General features: G+C 70.3%; 20 protein-coding genes. 10 read left to right on the forward strand and 10 right to left on the reverse strand.

Annotated features, from left to right (window positions below):
* Nucleotides 1-23 precede the first annotated feature (23 nt).
* Nucleotides 24-476, forward strand: a complete 453-nt coding sequence (locus EAT49_RS03275) for a hypothetical protein (protein WP_123640877.1) — start codon at nt 24-26, stop codon at nt 474-476.
* A gap of 279 nt (nt 477-755) precedes the next feature.
* A complete protein-coding gene (ptsP, locus tag EAT49_RS03280) occupies nt 756-3,008 on the forward strand; it encodes a phosphoenolpyruvate--protein phosphotransferase (RefSeq protein ID WP_123640878.1) in 2,253 nt (750 codons plus the stop codon).
* Between the two features lie 80 nt (nt 3,009-3,088).
* Here ptsP and EAT49_RS03285 read toward each other — a convergent pair whose 3' ends face one another.
* The 6 genes from EAT49_RS03285 to EAT49_RS03310 are packed head-to-tail and all read right to left on the reverse strand — an operon-like array spanning nt 3,089 to nt 8,990.
* Nucleotides 3,089-3,640 (reverse strand): sarcosine oxidase subunit gamma, encoded by a 552-nt coding sequence (locus EAT49_RS03285; protein ID WP_185020622.1) that lies wholly within the window; start codon nt 3,638-3,640, stop codon nt 3,089-3,091.
* Entirely contained in the window at nt 3,633-6,545 is a 2,913-nt protein-coding gene (locus EAT49_RS03290; protein WP_123640880.1) for a sarcosine oxidase subunit alpha family protein, read from the reverse strand. The genes EAT49_RS03285 and EAT49_RS03290 overlap by 8 nt, the downstream gene beginning before the upstream one ends.
* Complete coding sequence (locus EAT49_RS03295; protein ID WP_123640881.1) at nt 6,542-6,790, reverse strand: sarcosine oxidase subunit delta; 249 nt, start codon at nt 6,788-6,790, stop codon at nt 6,542-6,544. Before EAT49_RS03295 ends, EAT49_RS03290 begins: the two co-directional genes overlap by 4 nt.
* Nucleotides 6,791-6,794: 4 nt before the next feature.
* Nucleotides 6,795-7,265, reverse strand: a complete 471-nt coding sequence (locus EAT49_RS03300; RefSeq protein WP_123640882.1) for a hypothetical protein — start codon at nt 7,263-7,265, stop codon at nt 6,795-6,797.
* The gene (locus tag EAT49_RS03305) at nt 7,262-7,759 is read right to left on the reverse strand and encodes a hypothetical protein (protein ID WP_123640883.1); all 498 of its coding nucleotides are present in this window, start codon (nt 7,757-7,759) and stop codon (nt 7,262-7,264) included. Before EAT49_RS03305 ends, EAT49_RS03300 begins: the two co-directional genes overlap by 4 nt.
* Nucleotides 7,737-8,990, reverse strand: a complete 1,254-nt coding sequence (locus tag EAT49_RS03310; RefSeq protein WP_123640884.1) for a sarcosine oxidase subunit beta family protein — start codon at nt 8,988-8,990, stop codon at nt 7,737-7,739. The genes EAT49_RS03305 and EAT49_RS03310 overlap by 23 nt, the downstream gene beginning before the upstream one ends.
* A gap of 191 nt (nt 8,991-9,181) precedes the next feature.
* On the opposite strand from EAT49_RS03310, the gene EAT49_RS03315 reads away from it, so the two are divergent.
* Nucleotides 9,182-9,478, forward strand: coding sequence for an SH3 domain-containing protein (locus EAT49_RS03315; RefSeq protein WP_123640885.1), 297 nt, complete (start codon nt 9,182-9,184; stop codon nt 9,476-9,478).
* Between the two features lie 201 nt (nt 9,479-9,679).
* Here EAT49_RS03315 and EAT49_RS03320 read toward each other — a convergent pair whose 3' ends face one another.
* Nucleotides 9,680-11,122 (reverse strand): Glu/Leu/Phe/Val family dehydrogenase, encoded by a 1,443-nt coding sequence (locus EAT49_RS03320; RefSeq protein WP_123640886.1) that lies wholly within the window; start codon nt 11,120-11,122, stop codon nt 9,680-9,682.
* A 426-nt stretch (nt 11,123-11,548) separates the two neighbouring features.
* Here EAT49_RS03320 and EAT49_RS03325 point away from each other — a divergent pair, with 426 nt between their 5' ends.
* The 4 genes from EAT49_RS03325 (at nt 11,549) to EAT49_RS03340 (ending at nt 16,150) form a co-directional block, all read left to right on the forward strand.
* Nucleotides 11,549-13,150: a Tad domain-containing protein gene (locus tag EAT49_RS03325; RefSeq protein WP_185020623.1), complete on the forward strand. Its 1,602-nt coding sequence runs from the start codon at nt 11,549-11,551 to the stop codon at nt 13,148-13,150.
* On the forward strand, nt 13,147-13,683 hold the full coding sequence (locus EAT49_RS03330) for a TadE/TadG family type IV pilus assembly protein (protein ID WP_123640888.1): 537 nt from the start codon (nt 13,147-13,149) through the stop codon (nt 13,681-13,683). The genes EAT49_RS03325 and EAT49_RS03330 overlap by 4 nt, the downstream gene beginning before the upstream one ends.
* 165 nt (nt 13,684-13,848) lie before the next feature.
* A complete protein-coding gene (locus EAT49_RS03335) occupies nt 13,849-15,495 on the forward strand; it encodes a pilus assembly protein TadG-related protein (protein ID WP_123640889.1) in 1,647 nt (548 codons plus the stop codon).
* 55 nt (nt 15,496-15,550) lie between these two features.
* On the forward strand, nt 15,551-16,150 hold the full coding sequence (locus tag EAT49_RS03340; protein ID WP_123640890.1) for a type 1 periplasmic-binding domain-containing protein: 600 nt from the start codon (nt 15,551-15,553) through the stop codon (nt 16,148-16,150).
* A 60-nt stretch (nt 16,151-16,210) separates the two neighbouring features.
* On the opposite strand, the gene EAT49_RS03345 is transcribed toward EAT49_RS03340, so the two are convergent.
* Nucleotides 16,211-16,696 carry a hypothetical protein gene (locus EAT49_RS03345; RefSeq protein WP_123640891.1) on the reverse strand — a complete coding sequence of 162 codons (486 nt, stop codon included), beginning with the start codon at nt 16,694-16,696 and terminating at the stop codon, nt 16,211-16,213.
* 102 nt (nt 16,697-16,798) lie between these two features.
* On the opposite strand from EAT49_RS03345, the gene EAT49_RS03350 reads away from it, so the two are divergent.
* The 3 genes from EAT49_RS03350 (at nt 16,799) to glpX (ending at nt 19,716) form a co-directional block, all read left to right on the forward strand.
* Nucleotides 16,799-17,134 (forward strand): hypothetical protein, encoded by a 336-nt coding sequence (locus tag EAT49_RS03350; RefSeq protein WP_185020624.1) that lies wholly within the window; start codon nt 16,799-16,801, stop codon nt 17,132-17,134.
* 54 nt (nt 17,135-17,188) lie between these two features.
* A complete protein-coding gene (locus EAT49_RS03355; RefSeq protein ID WP_123640892.1) occupies nt 17,189-18,502 on the forward strand; it encodes a homoserine dehydrogenase in 1,314 nt (437 codons plus the stop codon).
* Nucleotides 18,503-18,735: 233 nt separating this feature from the next.
* Nucleotides 18,736-19,716, forward strand: a complete 981-nt coding sequence (glpX, locus tag EAT49_RS03360; protein WP_123640893.1) for a class II fructose-bisphosphatase — start codon at nt 18,736-18,738, stop codon at nt 19,714-19,716.
* A gap of 213 nt (nt 19,717-19,929) precedes the next feature.
* Here the strand turns inward: glpX and EAT49_RS03365 are convergent, their stop codons facing one another.
* Complete coding sequence (locus EAT49_RS03365; protein WP_123640894.1) at nt 19,930-20,118, reverse strand: hypothetical protein; 189 nt, start codon at nt 20,116-20,118, stop codon at nt 19,930-19,932.
* A complete protein-coding gene (locus tag EAT49_RS03370) occupies nt 20,115-20,360 on the reverse strand; it encodes a hypothetical protein (RefSeq protein ID WP_123640895.1) in 246 nt (81 codons plus the stop codon). The genes EAT49_RS03365 and EAT49_RS03370 overlap by 4 nt, the downstream gene beginning before the upstream one ends.
* Nucleotides 20,361-20,455 lie beyond the last annotated feature (95 nt).

Raw genomic sequence — 20,455 nt, forward strand, 5'->3', positions numbered from 1 at the left:
GAACACCGAACGGAGAGACCGCCATGACCCGCAGTACCGGCCACCTGCTCGCCGCGACCGCCCTGTCCCTGCTCCTTGCCGCTCCGGCCGCGGCCCAGAACCTCGGAGGGGATCCGAACCGGGACGAAGGCTCCGGCGCCGTCGCGGAAAAGGGCTATACCGCCCGCGACGTCATGGACGCCATGCGCGAGGGGGTCGACGATCCCGCCGCGGCCTTCCAGGGGGACACCGGCGATCTCGAGGTCGTCGTCGTGCGGCTTTCGGAGCTCGAGGGCACGGAAGAGGAGATGGCGGAGCTCGACGCGGTTCTGACCGACAGCGCCCGCGAGTTCGTCGAATACCACCGGCAGGTCGTCGAGAACGAGGCGGTGTCGAGGGGGATCGACGAGGTCGGATACACCGCCGAGGATGTCGTCGCCCTCTGGCAGGGCGACGAGCAGATCGTGCTCATCGTCGACGACGGCGGGTCCGACTGACCGGGGCCTCGCGTCCGGCGGCCCCTCCGCTCCCGGCGCCGATGGATGGAGGACCGGCGCACGGGGGGGCCTTGGCCGGCCCTGGTGCCCGGGCCGAGGACAGCGGCGGCCCTGCCGCCCTGTGAGGTCCGGACGGACGGGGGCGCCGGACGATGGTCGGGCCGGTCATCGCTGCGGCGCCGGGGCCGTCGGTCCCGGGCCGGTCCGTCGCTTTGCCCGTTTCCCTTCCCCGTCGCCATCCCCTATACCTCTGCTTCGGGCGGCCCGGGGTGGAGAGCCATGAGCGTGGAGTTCGAAAGCGAAAGCCGCAAGCTTCTCGGGCGGTTGCGCGACGCGATGGCGGAGGATGCCGCGGGCCAGGCGCGGCTCGACAAGATCGTGCAGCTGATCGGCCACTCGATGGGGGCGGAGGTCTGCTCCATCTACCTGTTCCGCGATCCCGAGACGCTCGAGCTCTGCGCCACCGAGGGGCTGAAGCCCGAGGCGGTGCACCAGACGCGGATGCGGCTGGGCGAGGGTCTGGTGGGCCGGGTGGCGCGGGCCAAGCGGCTGATCAACACGCCCGACGCGCCCGCCGAGCGCGGCTTCCGCTACATGCCCGAGACCGGGGAGGAGCGGTATTCCAGCTTCTGCGGCGTCCCGATCCAGCGGCTCGGGGAGGTGCTGGGCGTGCTCGTGGTGCAGACGAAGGACAAGCGCGAGTTCACCCCCGACGAGGTCTATGCGCTGGAGGTGGTGGCCATGGTCATCGCCGAGATGACGGAACTCGGCGCCTTCGTCGGCGAAGGGGCCGCGCTCTCGCCCCGGCACCGCCAGCCGGTGATGTTCCGCGGCGTGGTGGCCCAGGAGGGCGCCGTCGAAGGACGGGTCTACCTGCACGAGCCGCGCGTGGTGGTCACCAACCCGGTTTCCGACGACCCGGCGCGGGAACGCACGCGCCTGACCGAGGCGATCGAGCGGCTGCGCACCACGGTCGACGACCTTCTCGAGTCGAGCCGCAGCGTGGACGAGGAGCAGAAGCAGGTCTTCGAGGCCTACCGGATGTTCGCCAATTCCCGCTCCTGGCTGAGGCGGATGGAGGCCGACATCGCGGGCGGTCTCACCGCCGAGGCCGCGGTGGAGAAGGAGCAGTCCCTCGCGCGGACGCGCATGTCCCAGGCGACCGACCCCTACCTGCGCGACCGGCTCCACGACCTCGATGACCTCTCGAACCGGCTGTTGCGGCTCCTGACGGGACAGGGCGCGGAGACGGGGGCCGAGATGCCCGAGAATCCCGTTCTCGTCGCGCGCAACATCGGGCCGGGCGACCTTCTCGACTACGGCAAGACCCTGCGCGGCATCGTGCTCGAGGAGGGCTCGGTCGGTTCCCACGCCACCATCGTGGCCCGCGCCTGGGCGATCCCGCTGGTGATCCGCGCCTCGGGCATCACCACCGAGGCGCTGAACGGCGACCCGATCCTCGTGGACGGCGAGCAGGGCGTCGTGCACCTGCGCCCCGACGAGACGGTGCAGGCGGCCTTTGCCGACAAGATCGCCATGAAGGCCCGCGCACAGGAGCGCTATGCCTCGATCCGCGACCTGCCCGCAGAGGCGAAATGCGGCACCCATGTCGGGCTGCACATGAACGCGGGCCTGATGGCGGACCTCCCGTCGCTGCCCACGTCCGGGGCCGAGGGCGTGGGCCTCTTCCGGACCGAGCTGCAGTTCCTCATCCGCAACCAGATGCCGCGCCGGGCGGAGCTCTCCGCGCTCTACGCGCGGGTCATGGACGCGGCGAAGGGCAGGCGTGTGGCCTTCCGCACGCTCGACATCGGGTCGGACAAGGTGCTGCCCTACATGAAGCCGAACGACGAGCCGAACCCCGCCCTGGGCTGGCGCGCGATCCGCGTGGGACTCGACAAGCCCGGCGTTCTGCGGATGCAGCTTCAGGCGCTGATCCGCGCGGCCAACGGCCGGCCGCTTACGGTGATGTTTCCCTTCATCGCGCAGCTGTCCGAGTTCCGCGACGCGCGCGCCGAGCTCGACAAGGCGCTGGAGCGCGAGCGCATCCTCGGTCGCCCCCTGCCCGAAACGGTCGAGGTCGGCGCCATGCTCGAGACGCCGAGCCTCGGGTTCAGCCCCGACGTGCTGTACGAGGAGGTCGATTTCCTCTCCGTGGGCGGCAACGATCTCAAGCAGTTCTTCTTCGCCGCCGACCGCGAGAACGAGCGCGTCCGCCGCCGCTACGACACGCTGAACGTCTCGTTCCTGCGGTTCCTCCAGCAGGTGATCGACCGCTGCAATGCCTATGGCACCCCCCTCAGTTTCTGCGGCGAGGACGCGGGCCGCCCGGTGGAGGCGCTCTGCCTCGCCGCCATTGGGTTCCGGACGCTGTCGATGCGCCCCGCCTCCATCGGCCCGGTGAAGCACCTCCTCCGCCGCTGCCACCTGGGCGAGGTCCGTGCGGTGATCGAGGAGGCCGCCGCACGCGGCGACCAGTCGGTGCGGCCGGCCGTGACGGAGCTTCTGGCCCGGGAAGGCTGGGGGCTCTGACGCGTCCGGCGGGGGAAACGGCCGCGGCGCCCCGCCCCGCCGGGGTCGGAAGCCCTTGCGCGCTGCCGTGACGGTGCGCTTCAGCGGTTTCGCATCGCCTCGCGCGCCGCGACGTTCCGCGCCGCCCGTTCGAGCTCATGCACGAGACTCCGCGCCATCGAGCGCATCCCCACGATCCGCAGGGCCTCGCCCCGGGCCCACAGCGTCGCGGTCATGTGCCCCACCAGGGTCGCCGCGACGGAGCCCTCGCCGAACGCGACGGGGTCGAGGTCCAGAGGCACCAGCCGGGCCAGGACGGCGCGCGCATCCGCACCCGAGACGGCCACCACGGCCACGCCGTCCGACTGGTCGATCACGGCGGCGCCGGGCAGGTCGGGCGCCGGGACGCCCACCAGAAGCGCCCGCCCCGGCCCGACCGACAGCAGCGCGGCCTCTCCGGACCCGGTCGCTCGCCCCGGATCGGGCCAGTCGAGGGCGAGCTCCGCCCTCAGCCTGTCGCGCGTCTCTCCGACGCTTGCCCGATAGGGCGCGATCAGTGTCACAGGCCCGGGATCGACGGCCATTGCCGTGACCTGCCCCCAGGACAGGGGCAGCAGCCCGCCAAACGGGTCCCGCGCCAGAAGCCTAGCCACGCATCCGCCCTCCCCCGGGATCGTAGGCACAGGGCCGCGTGACATCGCAGAGCGTCATCACATGGCGCATGTGATCCACCGCGATGACCCTCTCCCCCAGCCGTTCCGCGCCGTTCCTCAGAAAGCCGAGGCCCAGAGCCATGCCCAGAGTGGCCGAATGGCAGGCCGAGGAGACATGGCCCAGCGCCGTCTCCCGCTTCGGCACCTCGCCCACGTCGAAGAGGTAGGCTCCCGCCACCAGCGGCTCTCCGGCGATCACCGGGCGCAGGCCCACCAGCCGCGGCCTTTCCGGGTCTGTCAGCCCCGGCCTCTGCGCCGCGGCGCGGCCGACGAAATCCTTCGCCCCGGACAGCATCCCCTCCATCCCGAGGTCCTGCGCCGTGGCGCGCCCGTCGATCTCCGCATGGGTCAGGAACCCCTTCTCGATCCTGAGCACGTTCAGCGCCTCGATCCCGTAGGGTCCGCCGCCCAGCCCCTCGGCCAGCGCCACGAGCTGCCGCCAGAGCGCATCGCCGAAGCGCGCGGGCACGGCGATCTCGTAGCCCTCCTCGCCGGAGAACGAGATCCGGAAGAGCCGTCCCGCCACGCCCGCGACGGAGACCTCCGCCGTCCCCATGAAGGCCAGTTCCGGCGGCCCGTCGAGAAGCGCCCCCAGAAGCGTCCGCGCCGTCGGCCCGGCGACGGCGAACTGCGCCCAGTGCTCGGTGACCGAGGCCGAGACCACGTCGAGATCGGGCCGCAGCACCTGCGCGACATAGTCGAGATGCCGCATCACCTGCCCCGCCGCCGCCGTTGTGGTGGTGATCAGATACCGCCCCGGCCCGAGGCAGGCCGCCGTGCCGTCGTCCATGACGAAGCCGTCCTCGCGCAGCATCAGACCGTAACGCACGCGTCCCGGCTTCAGCGTGGAGAACGTGCCCGTGTAGACATGGTCGAGGAATGCCCCCGCATCGGGGCCGCTCACCTCGATCTTGCCCAGCGTCGAGACATCGGTGACCCCGACCGCCTGCCGCACCATGCGCACCTCCCGGTCGCAGGCCTCCTGCCAGCCGGTCTCTCCGGGAGCCGGGAAATGGCTCGGCCGGTACCAGAGCCCGGCCTCGATCATCGGCGCGCCCCGCGCCTCGGCCGCCTCGTGGGACGGGGCGAGGCGCTCGGGGGCGAAGCCCCTGCCCTCTCCGCCTGCGCCCATCGCGGCGATGGAGACCGGCACGAAAGGCGGGCGGAAGGTCGTCGTTCCCGTTTCGGGGATCGTCCGCCCGGTCAGCTCCGCCAGCACCGCCAGCGCCGCCACGTTGGAGGTCTTGCCCTGGTCCGGCGCCATGCCCTGCGTCGTGTAGCGCTTCATGTGCTCGACGGACCGGAAATTCTCCCGCGCCGCGAGCGCGATGTCCTTCACCGTCACGTCGTTCTGCAGATCGAGCCAGGCCCGCCCCTTGCCCGGCACATGCCAGAGCGGTGCGACACGACAGGGATCGTCCTCCGCCCCGGGCACCTCCACCGCGCCGCAGGCAAGGCCCAGCGCTTCCAGCGCCTCCCGCGCCCGCGCCGCCCCGTCCTCGAGGCAGCCCCGGGTGGAGAACACGCCCCGCGCCGCGCCCGCGACGCTCAATCCCGGCACGCCGCCCTCGGCGGGAACGAAGCACAGGGCCTCCGGTGCCCAGACCGGCCTTGCCCCCATGTGGCAGGTCAGATGCACGGAGGGGTTCCACCCGCCAGAGACCGCCAGGCAATCGGTCCTCTGCCGCAACGTGCCGCCCTCGTGCACGATCTCGATCGAGGTCAGCCCCGTCCGGCCCGCCGTCCCGGTGACCCTGCCCCCGCGCCAGACCGGGAAATCGCCGCTCTCCGGCGCGTCGAATCGCGCGTCCGCCACGCCCGCGATCCGCACCCCGGCGGCGGCGAGATCCCGCGCCGTGCGCCAGCCGTCGTCCGTCGCCGTGAACAGCGTCACCGCCCGCCCCGGCGCCACCCCCCAGCGCGTGACATAGCTGCGCACCGCCGAGGCCGTCATCACCCCGGGCCGGTCGTTCCCCGGGAACGCGACGGGACGCTCCAGCGCCCCCGCGCAGAGGATCGCCCGCCGCGCGACGATGCGCCAGAAGCACTCCCTCGGCAGGTCCGGCGCCGCGGGGCGATGCAGCGCGACCCGCTCGAGCGCGCCATAGGTGCCCTGGTCATAGGCCCCCGTCACGGTGGTGCGCGGCATCAGCGTGACATTGGACATCGCGGCAAGCTCGTCCACCACCCCCGCCGCCCAGAGATGCCCCGGCAGGCCCCCGATCTCCCAGGTCTCCGACAGGCACCGCCCGCCCATGTCCCGGTCCTCGTCCGCCAGGATCACCCTTGCCCCGGCCCGCGCCGCGACCCTCGCCGCCATCAGCCCGGCGGGCCCCGCACCGATCACCAGCAGATCGCAGAAGGCGAATGCCTTCTCGCAGACCTCCCCGTCCACCTCCCCGGAGAGCGCGCCGAGCCCCGCCGCCCTCCGGATCGCTGGCTCGTAGACTTTCTCCCAGAAGGCGCGCGGCCACATGAAGGTCTTGTAGTAGAAGCCCGCCCCCAGCATGGGCCACAGAAGGTCGTTGACCGCGAGAAGGTCCCTCTGCACCGAGGGCCAGGCGTTCTGGCTCGTGGCCTCGAGCCCGTCGTAGACCTCCTGCACCGTCGCGCGCACATTGGGCACCCGCGCCGCGCCGGTGCCGACCGTCACCAGCGCGTTCGGCTCCTCGGACCCCGCCGTGAAGATGCCCCTCGGCCGGTGGTACTTGAACGACCGCCCGACCACCCGGATCCGGTTCGCGATCAGCGTGGCCGCCAGCGGCTCCCCCTCCCGGGCGCGCAGGCGCCGCCCGTCGAACCGCACCCGCACCTCGCGGCCGTCGTGCCGGCCTCCGAGCCTCATCGCGCGTCCCGCGCCGCGACCGAGCCCGCGACGGCATGGCTGACCGTGTCGCGCGTCACCGCCGCCCATGTCCCGCAGGGCTCGTGGTACCACAGGTCCCGCGTCTCCCCCGCCGGGTTCTCCCGCAGGTGCAGATAGGCGTCCCACGCCGCACCCCAGTCACCCCCGGGCGGCGTCAGACAGGCCCCCTTGTAGGTGAACTCCCGCCGGTCACGCTCACCGCAATGGGGACAGGAGAGCCGCATCGGCTCAGCCGTCGCAGGAGGTCAGCGTCACGGTGGTCAGCGGCACCGCATCCGAGCCCTGGAACCGGATCGTCAGCGAATTGCCCAGCGCGAAGAAGGCCCGCGCCGTCTCCTCGGCGCAAAGCCCCGACCGGAGCGCGTCGGCGAAGATCGGGCCGATCTCGGACCGCTCCTCCTCGAGCATCTCGCCCGCGGGCGTGGGCACGGCGATATCCGCCGTCACCGCGGGGCCGTTCGCCTCGGCCGAGAGGATGCGGACCCCGCCGGTGTCGCTCCCGACCCGGGCGTTGAGCCCCCGGGCGAATTCCTGCGCCACCTGAACCGAGGTGTCCGCGGGGCTCGCGACAGCCGCCGAAGGCGCCATCCCGGCGGGAGTCGCCGGGCCCCGGTCGGCGGCGAACAGGCCTCCCTGCTGGCCGCAGCCGGCCAGCGTCAACGCGGCAAGGGCCAGGGGGACGAACATCGGACGTATCATGACAGGTCTCCTTCTCTGTAACCGGGCAGCAGGCACGCCTCGGGATCGGCGCGGCGCAGGCTGTAACGCGTGGTCTCGCCCGAGGTCCGGGCCAGGGTCGTGGTGCCGCCGCAGCCCTCGGGCGCGCCGACGTGAAAATCCTCTGTCGAGAGCTCCAGCCCCCCGGCGTCGAGCCGGTCCACCCGGAACACGCCGCCCTCGCAGCCGGTGCAGGACAGCCCGTCCGGCCCCTCCTCGCAGAGCGCCGTCTGGCTCAGGGTCTGTCCGCCGAAGCCTTCCTCGGCCGGGCGGCCCTCCTCGGCCATCTCGGCAAGGATGCCGAGCCAGGTCTCGCCGCTCCCGGCATCGGTGAAGAGCTCCGCCGCAAGGGCCGTGACCACGGCCTCCGGCCCGAGGTCCTCCGGTCCCGCCACATAGCACCCCTCGGGTGCCGCGGCCGCGGACAGGGCCAGAAGCCCCCAGACCGGAAGGCTAGTGAAGATTGTGCTGCGCACCGGTTCCCTCCTCGTCCATCAGACCCCGCCCCGTGGCGAAGCGGTCCAGCCGGAACGCCTCGGCGGTCGGGTGCGGCCGGTCCTGCGCCAGCAGATGCGCAAAGGCGAAGCCGGAGGCCGGAACCGCCTTGAACCCGCCGTAGCACCAGCCGCAGTCGATGTAGAGCCCCCCGACCGGCGTGCGGTCGATGATCGGGCTGCCGTCCGGCGTCATGTCCATGATCCCGCCCCAGGACCGGAGCACCCTGGCCTTTCCGATCACCGGCATCAGCGTCATCGCGGCCTCCATGACATGCTCCGCCATCGGCAGGTTCCCCCGCGCCGCGTAGGAGGCATGAAAATCGAGGTCGCCCCCGAAGACAAGCCCGCCCTTGTCGGACTGGCTGATGTAGAAATGCCCCATGCCGAAGCTCACGACATGGTCGATCACGGGCTTCAGCCCCTCGGTGACGAAGGCCTGGAGAACATGGCTCTCGATCGGCAGCCTGAGCCCCGCCATGGCCGCGACCTGGCCCGACCGGCCGGCGGTCACGATCCCCACCTTCCTCGCCCGGATCGGCCCGCGCGTCGTCTGCACGCCGGTCACACCCCCGCCCTCGACGTCGATCCCGGTGACCTCGCAGTTCTGGATCAGGTCCACCCCCCGCGCATCCGCGCCGCGGGCATAGCCCCAGGCCACCGCGTCGTGCCGGGCCGTGCCGCCGCGCGGATGGTAGAGACCGCCCCGGATCGGAAACCGCACCTGCCCGAAGTCGAGATAGGGCAAGAGCTCCCGCACGCCTTCGCGGTCCAGGAGGATCGCGTCGTCGCCCTGGTTGACCATCGCATTGCCGCGCCGGGCGAAGGCATCCCGCTGACCGTCCGAGTGGAACAGGTTGATGAGCCCGCGCTGCGAATGCATCACGTTGTAGTTCAGTTCCCGTTCCAGCCCCTCCCAGAGCTTCAGCGAATGGGAATAGAACTCCGAATTGCCGGGCAGATAGTAGTTGGCGCGCACGATGGTCGTGTTCCGGCCCACGCTGCCGCCGCCGAGATAGCCCTTCTCCAGCACCGCCACGTCCCGCAGCCCGTGCACCGAGGCGAGGTAGTAGGCCGTGGCCAGCCCGTGCCCCCCGCCGCCGATGATCACCACGTCATAGGCGGACTTCGGTTCGGGATCGCGCCAGACCGGTGCCCAGCCCCGGTTGCCGGTCAGCGCCTCGCGTATGATCCGCCAGCCCGAGTAGCGCATGGTCCCTCCGGCGGCATCCGGCGCCGCAGCGACAGTGAACCGGCCCCGGACGCGAAATGCAACGCATGGCCCGCCGCGGCGCGGCCCGTCCGCGACATCCTGCAGCCGCCGCGCCGCCCTGGGCCGTTTTCCGCTGCACCCGGCGGCGCCCGGCTGCTACATCTGCGGCCGACGCAGACGAAGGACCCGCCATGACCCGCCTTCCCCTTGCCCTCCTCCTTTCCGCCGCCCTCTCCGGATGCGGCGGCGGCGCGCCCTCCGGGATCGCGGGCGACAGGGCGGTCGTCTCCGGGGCCGGCGCGGACCTCCTGAAACTCCGCGCCGGGCCCGGCCTCGGCTACGAGGTGCGCCTCGGCCTGCCCGACGGCACCGCGCTCCTCCGCCGCGACTGCGTGACCGAACTGGGTCAGACCTGGTGCCGCGTCGCCCTGGCCGGAGCGCCCAACCTCACCGGCTACGTCGCCGCCGACTACCTCGTCCCCCGCTGACGGCGCCCGGCGGGTCGCCGCGCCCCTGCCTTCGACCTTTTCTGGCCGGAAATATCCCGGGGGAGTCGGCCGCAGGCCGGCGGGGGCAGCGCCCCCGGATCGCCGCGTGCAGCGCGGCGACACCCTTTCTCCCCGCCGCACCCGGCCGGGCCGGGCGCGCAGCCCCCGGCGGGTCGCCCCGGCGCAGCCGGGGCGAAACCGTTACAGCCCCTTCGCCCGGTAGCTCGCCGCGACGCGCTCGATCGCCACGATATAGGCCGCGGTCCGCAGGTCGCCGACATCGTCGCGGCGGCGCCAGACCTCGGCCATGGACTGGTAGGCGCCGCGCATCGTGTCGTCGAGACCCGAGCGCACCAGTTCGAGCTCGCCCGCGCCGCGCAGGTATTTGCCCTTGAAATCGGGCGAGAGCGTCCACTTGATCGACGCGTCCGAGGAGATCCGCTCCAGTTCGTCCACGATCAGCTGGTGGCGCGACTCCTCCTGCCGGCGCTGCATCCGGCCGAAGCGGATATGGCTCAGGTTCTTGACCCATTCGAAATAGCTGACGGTCACGCCGCCGGCATTGGCATACATGTCGGGAATGATCACGCAGCCGCGCTGGCGCAGGATCTCGTCGGCGCCCGCCGTCACCGGGCCGTTCGCCGCCTCGATGATCAGCGGCGCCCTGATGCGCGCGGCGTTGCCGAGGTGGATCACGCCTTCCATCGCCGCCGGGATCAGGATGTCGCAGTCCGACTCCAGCACCGCCGCCGGGTCGGCCCTGCACCCGGCCTCGGGATAGTCCGTGACCCCGCCGTGGCGCGTGATCCAGTCCTTGACCGACCGGACGTCGAGCCCCGCCTCGTCGAAGAGCGCGCCGTCGTGCTCGATGATGCCGGTGATCCGCGCGCCGTCCTCCTGCGCGAGGAACAGCGCCGCGTGATAGCCGACGTTGCCCAGCCCCTGCACGATCACGCGCTTGCCGTCGAGCGTGCCCGACAGCCCCGCCTTCGCCACGTCCTCCCGGTGGCGAAAGAACTCCTGCAGCGCGTATTGCACCCCGCGACCGGTCGCCTCGACCCGGCCCTGGATGCCCCCCGCGTGGGTCGGCTTTCCCGTGACGCAGGCATTGGCGTTGATGTCGGTGGTGTTCATCCGCCGGTACTGGTCCGCGATCCAGGCCATCTCGCGCTCGGACGTGCCCATGTCCGGGGCGGGCACGTTCTGCGCGGGGTGGATCAGGTCGCGCTTGGCGAGCTCGTAGGCGAAGCGGCGGGTGATCTGCTCGATCTCGTGCTCCTCCCAGGCGCGCGGGTCGATGCAGAGCCCGCCTTTGGCGCCGCCGAAGGGCGTCTCCACCAGCGCGCACTTGTAGGTCATCAGCGCGGCAAGCGCCTCCACCTCGTCCTGGTTCACGGCAAGCGAATAGCGGATGCCGCCCTTGACCGGCTCCATGTGTTCGGAATGGTTCGACCGGTAGCCGGTGAACGTGTGGATCGCCCCCCTGAGCCGCACGCCGAAGCGCACCGTGTAGGTCGCGTTGCAGACCCGGATCTTCTCCTCGAGTCCGGGCGAGAGATCCATCAGGGCCATGGCCCGGTTGACCATGATGTTGACGCTCTCGCGGAAGCTGGGTTCGCCGTCTGGGCGCAGGGTGGCGGTCATTGGAACCTCGGATATCGCATTGGTCTGTGCTCCGACCCTAACCGGGAATTGCAAACGATATAGCCGCAGCGCGGTTTTTTTTGGCATGACCCCGCGCCGTCTCCGGCTGAGGGACGCAGCGTCGCGTCCACCCGGACAGGAGCGGCGTCGGTTTCCCATCGCGTGACAATACCGGCTCCCATAGGAAGATTGCGCCGCCATTGCATTGCAATGATTGAAAGAATTTCGATCTCTGCCCTAACGTCGCCATATTCCGGTGATCAAAGATGCAACGCGGGATTCCGTGACGCGCGCCGACCTGCTCCGGCCGGGCGACGCGGACGTCCGAGGTCGAAAGGTGATCCGATGTGCGAGCTGCCACTTGCCACATGTCCCGCACTGTGGGGCCCTCGGGGTGATCCTGCCGCCCCGCGGCCGCGTGCGGACATGACCTGCCGACTCCTGGTGCTGCGCCGCGACGAGAGCGGCGGGTTCGTCATCTTCGGTCTCTTCCTCTTCGTTGCCATGCTCATCGTCACCGGCCTCGCGGTGGACATGATGCGCACGGAAAACACGCGCTCCAAGCTGCAGAATGCGCTGGACCGCGCGGTCATCGCCGCCGCCGACCTGGACCAGATGCTCGATCCCGAGGCGGTGGTCGAGGACTACATGACGAAGGCCGGCCTCGCCTCGAACCTCGTGAGCGTCTCGGTCACCGATACGGCCACGAGCCGGATCGTGTCGGCCGAGGCAAAGGCCGATGTCCCGATGTTCTTCATTCGCATGGTCGGGATCGACCGGATAAGCGCGCCCGCGGCCTCCGTCGCGACGGAGGCGATCTCGGACCTCGAGGTCAGCCTCGTCGTCGATGTCTCCGGGTCCATGAGCGGCTCCAAGATCGCGGCGCTGCAGGACGCGGCCAACTCCTTTGCGACCGTCCTGCTCGAGACGATGGGCCCGGAGCGCATCTCGATCAACATCGTCCCCTACTCGACCCAGGTTGCGGCGCCCGCCGGGCTGCTGGACCTGATGCCGGGCTTCGCGCGGGACCACGGCCGGTCGAACTGCATCTCCTTCGACGGCGCCGATTTCGGCGACGTGCCCTTCGCCGGCTCCGCCGACCTCGCCCAGGCGGCCCATTTCGACCCCTTCTACAGCTGGGGTCCGCTCAGCAACGAGACCCGCCGGGCCTTCGTCTGCAATCCGCAGGACTGGGCGGAACTCGCGCTGATGCAGAACGATCTGGACGACATCGAGGCGTTCATCGGCAGGCTGGAGGCCGGGGGGAACACCTCCATCGACGTGGGCCTCAAATGGGGCGCGGCCCTTCTGGATCCGTCCATGGGTCCGATCCTGTCGCTCCACGAGAACGGCGTCTCGGGCCTCGTCAATCCCGTCGCGGCCTATGACGATCCCGAGGCGGACAAGATCATCGTGCTGATGACGGACGGAATGAACACGGTGGAACACCGGCTCCGCGGCATCGACATGTCCGCCCTGTCGGACGTCTACATCGACGACTCGCGCAACGAGCTCTGGGTTCGGGAAGTCGACACCTTCGACGCAGACGGCGACGGCCGCCGCTCCTCGGACGAGTGGTTCAACCCCCGGTTCCGCATCAACAACTGGGCGAATTTCTGGCGCCGTGACACCGAATGGCCCTACGGCAGCGGCCGGATCTCCGAGAACGTCCGCCAGCTCACCTACGAAGAACTCTTCAGCCGGGTCTCGGTCTACTACAATGCCTATTACCACCACTACATTCAGGAATACCGCTACGACGACTGGTACGACTGGTATCACGGCATTCTCGACTCGAGCATCGGCACCACCGAGAAGAACGCCCGCCTCTCCCGCATCTGCGACGAGACCAAGGAAAAGGGCATCCGGATCTTCTCCGTGGGATTCGAGGTGAACGACGACGCCGCCCTCGTCATGGCCGATTGCGCCTCGTCCGACAGCCATTTCTACCGGGTCGCGGGCAACGACCTGATCACCACCTTCGAACAGATCGCCCGAACGATCACTGAACTGAGGCTGACGCAATGATACTGAAGCTCCTGGCGCGTCTGCGCCGTCTGCGCCGCTCCGAACGCGGCAGCGCCACCGTCGAATTCGTGATCCTGTTCCCGCTGTTCTTCACCCTGCTGCTGTCGTCCGTCGAAAGCGGGGTGGTGATGGTTCGTCAGATGATGCTCGAGCGCGGGCTCGACATTTCGGTGCGGGCGGTCCGTCTCGGCACCAGCCACCAGGTGTCCGACGAGGAACTGCGCGAGATGATCTGCAGGGTCACGGGCGTGATCCCGAACTGCATGTCGGAACTCAAGGTGGAGATGATCATCCTCAATCCCTGGGCCTTCAACCAGCCGGATCCCAATGCCGATTGCGTGAACCGCAGCGAAGAGGTGCAGGTGAACCGGAACTTCCAGAACGGCGCGAGCCACCAGGTGATGATGCTCCGGGCCTGTGCGCTCTTCGATACGATGCTGCCCAACATCGGGCTGGGAAAGCGTCTGTCGGACGATGGCGAGAAGCCCTATGCGCTCGTCTCGACCTCGATCTTCGTGATGGAACCCGGCTGATCACCGAAGGACAGTCGCGCCGGTCCCGGGGCCGCGCTCCGCAGGGGGCGCGGCCCCGCCGCCTTATTGCCATTCTTCCGCCGCGACTTGTCTCCTCCGCTCCCAATTCGCGCCGCGAAGTCCGGGCATCTTCACAGGTCAATTGGACGTGGAAGGGAACATGGGATGGCGGTGCGTATGCGGTCCATGTCAGTCGGAGCGGTGGCCGGTTTCCGCAGCCGTGAAGACGGTGGTTTTGCCATCTTCAGCCTGTTCCTCTTCATCGCGATGATGGCCGTCACGGGGATGGCCGTGGATCTCATGCGGCTCGAGACCCAGCGGACGCGGCTGCAGGCCACGCTCGACCGCGCCGCTCTGGCGGCGGCCGACCTCGATCAGACGCTCGATCCGCGGGCGGTCGCCGAGGACTATCTCGATAGGGCGGGTCTGTCGCACCAGCTCCTGAGCGTGGCCGTCGAGGAGGGCCTCAACTTCCGGACGGTGACCCTCGAGGGCAAGGTGGACATGGGGGGACCCTTCTTCAACATCCTCAATACCGCCAACATGATCCAGCCGGCCTCGGCAACGGCGACAGAACGCGTGGACAACCTCGAGATCAGCCTCGTGGTCGACATTTCCGCGTCGATGGGCGGCTCGAAACTGACCGAGCTGAAGAACGCGGCGACCGCGTTCGTCAACACGATCTTCGCCAAGGCCGAATGGGGCGACGTGACGATCTCGCTGGTGCCCTATTCGACCCAGGTCGCGCTGCCCGCCGAGATGGCCGATCTCTATGCCGGCTTCAACCGCATCCACGGTTACACGAGCTGCGTGGATTTCAACGCGTCCGATTTCACCACCACGGCCATCAGCCCGGCGGCGAACAACCCGCTCAGGCAGAGCCAGCATTTCGACCCCTTCGCGACCTGGGGCGAGCTCGACAGCTCGAACGAGCGGCTCTTCGTCTGCCCCGAAGGCTCCCAGGCCGAGATCCTGCCCTATGCGGACAATGCCGCCGCGCTGCTGACGGCGATCTCCCAACTGGAGATCGAGTCGAACACGTCCATCGATATCGGAATGAAATGGGGCGCGGCGATGCTCGACCCGAGCTTCGGGCCCGTGCTCGACGGCCTGATCGCCGAGGGGACGGTCGACGCGGGATTCAGCGACCGTCCCTTCGCCTTCGACGACGACGAGGCGATCAAGGTCATCGTCCTGATGACCGACGGCGAGAACACGACCGAGTTCCGGGTCGATGACTCGCTCCGGGGGATGTCCAACATCTACCGGGAGAACAACGGCGAGATCTGGGTCCATGCGACCGAACACCGCCGGAACGGCACGGACGGCGACAACAACCACCACGAACGCTGGTTCAACTCCAAGCGGGAGCGCTACGGCTGGTCCAACTTCTGGCGCTATACCTGGCATTTCTCCCAGAGCTGGAACCTCGGCTATGACGACATTCCACGGGAATTCACCCGACTGTCCTGGGCCGAGGTCTTCGACTTCACCTCGCTCTATTACAACGCGTGGTATTATCAGTACGCGCGGGAGTGGAACGCCAACGACTTCTGGCGCCACAGGGACTGGGCCTACCAGAACGTCTCCGGCTCCGAGAAGGACAGCCGTCTTGCCGCGATCTGCAACGCGTCCAAGGCGCAGGGGATCATCATCTACGCGGTCGGTTTCGAAGTGAGCAACCACGCCGCGAACGTGATGGGACAATGCGCGTCCTCGCCCGCCCATTTCTTCCGCGTCGCCGGAGCCGAACTGACCCAGGCCTTCAATGCCATCGCCCGGAACATCACCGACCTGCGTCTGACCCAATAATGCCACATTTCGGGTTTACGCAACGTCCTGACGTGTCTAGCAGGGGATCACCGCGATGAGTAGTCGCAGAAAGCTGGTTCCGCGCCTCCGCCGGTTCGGATCTTCCGAAACCGGAAGCCTGACCGTCGAGGCCGTTCTCGTGCTGCCCCTTCTGCTCTGGGTCTACCTGGCGAGCTTCATCTTCTTCGACGCCTTCCGCGCGCAGTCGCTCAACGACAAGGCGGCGTTCGCCATCGCCGACGCCATGAGCCGCGAGACCCGCTCGATCAACGCCGCCTACATCAGCTCCATGCGCGACATTCACCGGGCCATGACCTTCGCCCGGTTGCCCACCAAGCTCCGCATCTCGGTGCTGCGCTACGACGGCGCGGCGGACCGGCACCACGTCGTCTGGTCGCAGGCGCGCGGGCCGAACCTGTCCATCCTCAAGGATACCGACCTCACAGGGTCCTCCGGCGTCCGGGAGTCCATCCCGATGATGTCCGACGGCGAGCGGATCATCCTGGTCGAGGCGGGCCTGCCCTACGAGCCGATCTTCAATGTGGGCGTCGATGCGATCACGATGCAGGCGATCACGCCGATCAGCCCGCGCTACGCCTCGCAGCTCTGCTGGGACGTGAACAACGACTCGAACCCGACGAATGACGCCTGCTAGTCCGGCCTGATCCCGGTCCCTGGCCGTCGTCCTTCGATTGCCGATCCGGCGCCGCGGCCGTCACTGCCCGGTCTCCAGCAACAGGCTCAGGCGGTCCGCCATGGCCCGCGCCTCCGCCCCGGCGACGACCCCGCCGATGCCCACGCGCCGCCCGATGCGCCACCACAGGCCGGGCGACCAGACAGCGGGCGCCGAACCCGACAGATGCACGAGAAAGCCGTTCGTCGGCTTGAAGGCAAAGAGGCTCCGGTCGACCCGCAGCATCTCCGCGCGCCGCGCGATCACCCGGCCTCCGCTCTCGAAGAGTCCCTCTCCGGTCAGGACCACCGCGACCGCCGTCCCCCGCCGCATCCGCTCCGCCTGCCAGAGGATCAGGCCCCCCAGCCCCAGAAGCGCCAGCCGCGCGGCCAGCCCCGGCACCGGGCCGAAGGCGAGAAGCAGCACCAGCGCGCCGAGCCCGTAGAGCACGCCCAGCGCGAAGAGCCGCCGCGGGGGCGAGGACTCGAGCCGCAAGAGCTCGCCGGGAAGGGGGGCGGAGGATCGCATGGCCGGTCCATATCGCCGGGCGACCGGACGCACCACCGGCTTTCGCGCGCGGCGCGGGCGGCCTAGGATGCCTCAGCCCTGCCCGCCTTACGGAGCCCCGCCATGGCCCCCCCCGCCCGCGCCCGTCCCGGCGGAGCCGCCGCCGTCCTCGCCGCCCTCCTTGCCCTGGCGGCCTGCGCCGCGCCGCCCGGCGTGGCGATCCCGGTCCCTCCCGCCGAGGCCCTCGGTCCGCCGCCCGATCTCGTGCCCCTGTCCCCGCTTCTCGCCGCCGCCGACGCGCAGCAGGCAGCCGCGCGCACCGCGCCCGGGGTCTCCTCGGCCCTCGAGGCTCGGGCCGCCGCGCTGCGCGCCCGCGCCGCCGGCCTGCGCGGCGACGTGGTGCCCGCGCCTCTGCGCGACCGTCTCGACGCCGGGGTGCCTCGCGCCGCGTTGCCCTGAGGCCGCTTTCCGGCTAAGGCCGCCACGGCCCCGCCACAGGAGACCTCGCGCCCCATGACCGACACCGCCGCATCCTCCGCCGAACCCGCGCCGCTCCGCCTCGGCATCGCCGGTCTCGGGACGGTGGGCGCGGGCGTGCTCAAGATCCTGCGCGACCAGTCCGACCTGATCGCCGCCCGCGCCGGCCGTCCGGTCACCGTCTCGGCGGTCTCCGCCCGTTCGCGCGAGCGGGACCGCGGCGTCGACATCTCCGCCTTCGCCTGGGAGGACGATCCCGTGGCGCTCGCCACCCGGGACGACATCGACGTCTTCGTGGAGCTCATGGGCGGCACCGACGGTCCCGCCAAGGCCGGCACCGAGGCCGCCATCGCCGCGGGCAAGGACGTGGTCACCGCCAACAAGGCCATGCTCGCCCATCACGGCCAGGCCCTCGCCGAGGCCGCCGAGGCCCGGGGCCACGTCATCCGCTTCGAGGCCGCCGTCGCCGGCGGCATCCCGGTGATCAAGACGCTGACCGAGGGCCTGTCGGCCAACCGGGTGGAGCGGGTGATGGGCGTGATGAACGGCACCTGCAACTACATCCTGACCCGGATGCAGTCCTCGGGCCTGCCCTACGAGACCGTCTTCGACGAGGCCGACAAGCTCGGCTATCTCGAGGCCGACCCCGAGCTCGACGTGGGCGGCATCGACGCCGGCCACAAGCTCGCGCTGCTGTCGTCCATCGCCTTCGGCTGCCAGGTCGATTTCGACGGCGTCGCGCTCGAGGGGATCGGCAGCGTGACCATCGACGACATCCGCCAGGCCGCCGACATGGGCTTCCGGATCAAGCTTCTGGGCGTGGCGCAGCTCACGGGCCGCGGGCTCGAGCAGCGGATGCAGCCCTGCCTCGTGCCCGCGGCCTCGCCGCTGGGGCAGCTCGAGGGCGGCACCAACATGGTGGTGATCGAGGGCGATGCCGTGGGCCAGATCGTGCTGCGCGGAGCCGGCGCCGGAGAGGGGCCGACCGCCTCGGCGGTGCTCGCCGATGTCATCGACATCGCCCGCGGCATCCGCGTGTCCACCTTCGGCCAGCCCGCCGCCAGCCTGCGGGCGGTGCGCCCCGCGCAATCGGCGGTGCCCGCGCCCTACTACCTCAGGATGGCGCTCGTCGACCGCCCCGGCGCTCTCGCCAAGGTCGCGGCGGCGCTCGGCGATGCCGGCGTGTCGATCGACCGGATGCGCCAGTACGGCCACGAGGACACGACCGCGCCCGTGCTGATCGTGACCCACCGCACCACCCGCTCCGCGATCGACGCCGCCGTCGAGGGCATGTCGGCCACCGGGGTCGTCGCCGGGCAGCCCGTCGTCCTGCGCATCGAGCAGGTCTGACCGCCCGCCGCCCCCCGGCGCCCCGGCCCGGCGGACAGGCCCCGCCTTCCCCTTTTCTGGCCGGAAATATCCCGGGGGGAGGCGGCCGCAGGCCGCCCGGGGGGCAGCGCCCCCCGGCGGGTCGCCGCGCGGCACGCGCGGCGAAACCGCATGGCCCCGTTAGCGCCCCCAGTCTTGTTCCCGTCATCGTGACGGTCCAAGAACCGGGGCATACCGCACAAAGGACCCTGCCCATGACCCACCCGGTGCCCGAGTTCCACGACCGCATGCTCTCCCTGGGCCTCGCCCGGGTTTCCGAGGCCGCCGCCATCGCCTGCACCGATCTGATCGGCCGCGGAGACGAGAAGGCCGCGGACCAGGCGGCGGTGGACGCCATGCGCCGGCAGCTCAACCAGCTCGAGATCCGCGGCGTCGTGGTCATCGGCGAGGGCGAGCGCGACGAGGCGCCCATGCTCTACATCGGCGAGGAAGTGGGCACCGGCGAGGGGCCGGAGGTCGACATCGCCCTCGACCCGCTCGAGGGCACCACGCTGACCGCCAAGGACATGCCCAACGCCCTCGCGGTGATCGCCATGGGCCCGCGCGGCACGATGCTCCACGCCCCCGACGTCTACATGGAGAAGCTCGCCATCGGCCCCGGCTTCAAGCCCGGGACGGTGACGCTGGCCATGTCGCCCGCCGAGCGGGTCTCGGCGCTTGCCGCGGCCAAGGGCTGCTCGGTGACCGACATCACCGTCTGCGTCCTCGAACGGCCCCGCCACGAGGAGATGATCGCCGAGATCCGCTCCACCGGCGCCGCGATCCGGCTGATCACCGACGGCGACGTGGCGGGCGTGATGCACTGCGCCCAGCCCGAGGTCACGGGGATCGACATGTACATGGGCTCGGGCGGCGCGCCGGAGGGCGTGCTGGCCGCCGCGGCGCTGAAATGCATGGGCGGGCAGATCTACGGCAAGCTTCTCTTCCGCAACGATGACGAGAAGGCCCGGGCGAAGAAGGCCGGGATCACCAATCTCGACCGCGTCTACACCCGCGACGACATGGTGACCGGCGACGTGATCTTCTCGGCCACCGGCGTGACCGACGGCAGCCTCGTTCCCGGGCTGAAGCGCGAGCCGGAGCACATCACAGCGGAGACCATCCTGATGCGCTCGAAGACCGGTTCGGTCCGGCGCATGATCTACCGCAACCCCATGAGCCAGATCCGCAAGTAGGCCCCGAGCCTCCGCCCGCGGCGGAGCCTGCAGGCCCGCCCCGCGCCCGATCGGCCCTGGACCGCGCGGGGCCTCTCTCGCGCCGGCCCCGAAAGACGGCGGCCCCGGAGACAGGTCCCCGGGGCCGCTCCCCGAAATCCGCCGGATCACCGTGTGGGTGGGTGGGTATGGCGGCAACCCTGCGTTTCCCGGGATCTCGGGACGGCCTCGGCGTCAGCCTCCGCCGCGCGCCAGAGCGCCTTCGGCCTGTCCGGACCCCGCCCCCTTCCGGGCGGCCTCCGGGGCCGTTTGCCGGGGCGGGCGGGCGTGGGCCCGCGACGCCACGGCGTCGTCGTCGAGCCATTCCCCGAGGTTCGAGGTCTGGAACACCGACGACGCGCGCAGCCAGAGCCAAGGGGTCATCCGCCCCTCCGGCCCGGCGCTCCGAACGGGGAGACCGTGCGCGCGAGGGTGCGCAGGATTCCCTCGTAGCGCTGGATCTCCTCCGAAAGATGACGCCGGTCGGCCGCCAGCTGCTGCAGCGTGGCGAGGTCGGGCACCGCGCGGGACTGCTCGAGCCGCGTCGTGCGCTCCGCAGACCGCATCTGATGGCGCAGTGCCGCGAGCCGCGCCTCGGTCGACTGGATGAACGGGTCCTGTTGCATGGTCTCGGTCTCCCCCCTGCCCCTGCGCACCATAGGTGGGATGTCCCGGGCCAAAGGAGAAGCCTAACCGATCTTTCATTTCGATAGGAAAAACC

It is taken from the genome of Histidinibacterium lentulum (genome assembly GCF_003789055.1).
In the GTDB taxonomy this organism is placed as follows: Bacteria; Pseudomonadota; Alphaproteobacteria; order Rhodobacterales; family Rhodobacteraceae; genus Oceanicola; species Oceanicola lentulus.